Annotated in this window: 2 protein-coding genes and 1 pseudogene; 1 reads left to right on the top strand and 2 read right to left on the bottom strand. The window is 60.1% G+C overall.

Annotation, left to right across the window (positions count from 1 at the left end; translation table 11 throughout):
- Positions 1-911: BamA/TamA family outer membrane protein (locus B2W52_RS13025; RefSeq protein ID WP_286803459.1), on the top strand; the 911-nt coding region annotated here is incomplete at its 5' end.
- Positions 912-943: 32 nt separating this feature from the next.
- Here the strand turns inward: B2W52_RS13025 and B2W52_RS22335 are convergent.
- Positions 944-1,168: a hypothetical protein gene (locus tag B2W52_RS22335; protein WP_414673496.1), complete on the bottom strand. Its 225-nt coding sequence runs from the start codon at positions 1,166-1,168 to the stop codon at positions 944-946.
- Positions 1,169-1,233: 65 nt separating this feature from the next.
- Positions 1,234-1,425: pseudogene (locus B2W52_RS22330) on the bottom strand (carbamoyl phosphate synthase); the annotation flags it as partial.
- Positions 1,426-1,611 lie beyond the last annotated feature (186 nt).

Genomic DNA, 1,611 nt, shown 5'->3' with positions numbered 1-1,611 from the left:
AGGCTATTGCGGATTATCGACGCAGCCAGGAATTTTTCAGTATTGATGGGGGCTGGCGCCTGGCCGAGCGGAATGACCGCCAGCTCCGATTACTGGCGGGCTATCGATACGATGCCCTGGCATTCGAGAGGCTCCCCAACGAACCCAATCTGGACATCCTGCCCGACGACCGGACTCTGAGTTACCCCTGGGTTGGCTTCGATTACCGCCAGAACCGCTTCCGGGAAATGACCAATCTGACGCGGCTCCAGCGAGTGGAGGATGTGCGTGATGGCTTCGTGTGGCGAACCGAGCTGGGCTACTCGGGCAGCGGGCTGGGTGCCACCGAGGACCGTGTGGTTCTGAATATGGATTTCAAGGATGTACTGCATGCATCGGAAACCAACTACGCCAGCTACACCCTCAGCCAGAGTGGCACTTACCGGCTCGACGAAGACCGGGTGGAAAATCTGTTGGGGACAGTGAGCGTTCAGTATTTTCACGGCGGCTCCGAGCGTTGGAACAGCTGGTACACCAACCTCGCCTTCACGGCAGCGCACAATCTGACAGCGGACCAGCAACTGCTTATTGGCGGTGAGAACGGTTTGCGCGGGTACCCCAGTGAGTACCAGCAGGGCAACCGCCGCGCGCTATGGACCCTGGAGCGGCGTTATTTTCCGGACTGGCATCCGTTCAAGCTGTTTCGGGTGGGCGGCGTACTCTTCACCGATGTAGGCCGGGCCTGGTTTACCGATGACCGGAACAATGGACCGGACGAAGGCGTGCTGAAAGATGTTGGCTTCGGCATGAGGCTGGCGTCCAGCCGTATCGAGGTGCAACGCATGCTGCACCTGGACTTTGCCTTCCCCCTGGATGGCGACGACAGTATCGATGATGTTCAGATTCTGTTGCGGGGGCGTAGCCAGTTCTAGCGTCACCAGGTGTCGACAAACTGTCCCCCGCGTTAGCATCGGCCGGAGACAATGCCGAGCGTGGGCACCACGCCTGAAAGCCTGGCCATGCTGACAAAGGTATGACAGTCGAGAAAGGACACGCCGTTGGTGTCGGTGTCGGATGGGCGGCCACCGCCGCCTTCCGCAAACAGAACCAGCGGAATTCGCCATTGCCCGGCCAGAGCCAGGATGCGGTCTGCCTTGCGGTGATTGGTGAGCCCCCGGTTCCGCGGCAACTGTGTGGATGATGCCGGATTGCGTTGCCTTGACCACGAATTCCATTTTCATGGCTTCAAGTACCACCGGTCAGCCGGAACTCGCACAGGGCCCGATACAGCCGTCGGAGTGTTGTTGGATAATCGCTGCCGTGGGCAACCAGCTTGGCGAGCAGGGAGTCAAACGACGGACTGACGGTATAGCCGGCGTAACCATAGCCATCGACTCGTAAACCGGGGCCCGACGGTGGCTCGTACGTACTCAGTGTGCCGGTCGCGGCAATGGCCTTGAGCATCAGAGGGCCATGCTCTCTCAGGAAAGCCCGGGCTTCGCCAAGGCTCACCGTTTTGTTGATGCCCTTGATCAGAGCAACGTCGCAGCTCTGTGCCAGAGCCCGGGCTGCCGATTTGTCGCCAAACCCTTCCAGCACCTCTGGCGACGGGCCAATAAAGACCAGACCGGC

The organism is Marinobacter sp. UBA2498, assembly GCF_002341575.1.
Lineage (GTDB): Bacteria > Pseudomonadota > Gammaproteobacteria > Pseudomonadales > Oleiphilaceae > Marinobacter > Marinobacter manganoxydans.
The sequence above is the reverse complement of the archived record's forward strand: the minus strand, read 5'-3'. Positions and strand labels throughout refer to the sequence as shown.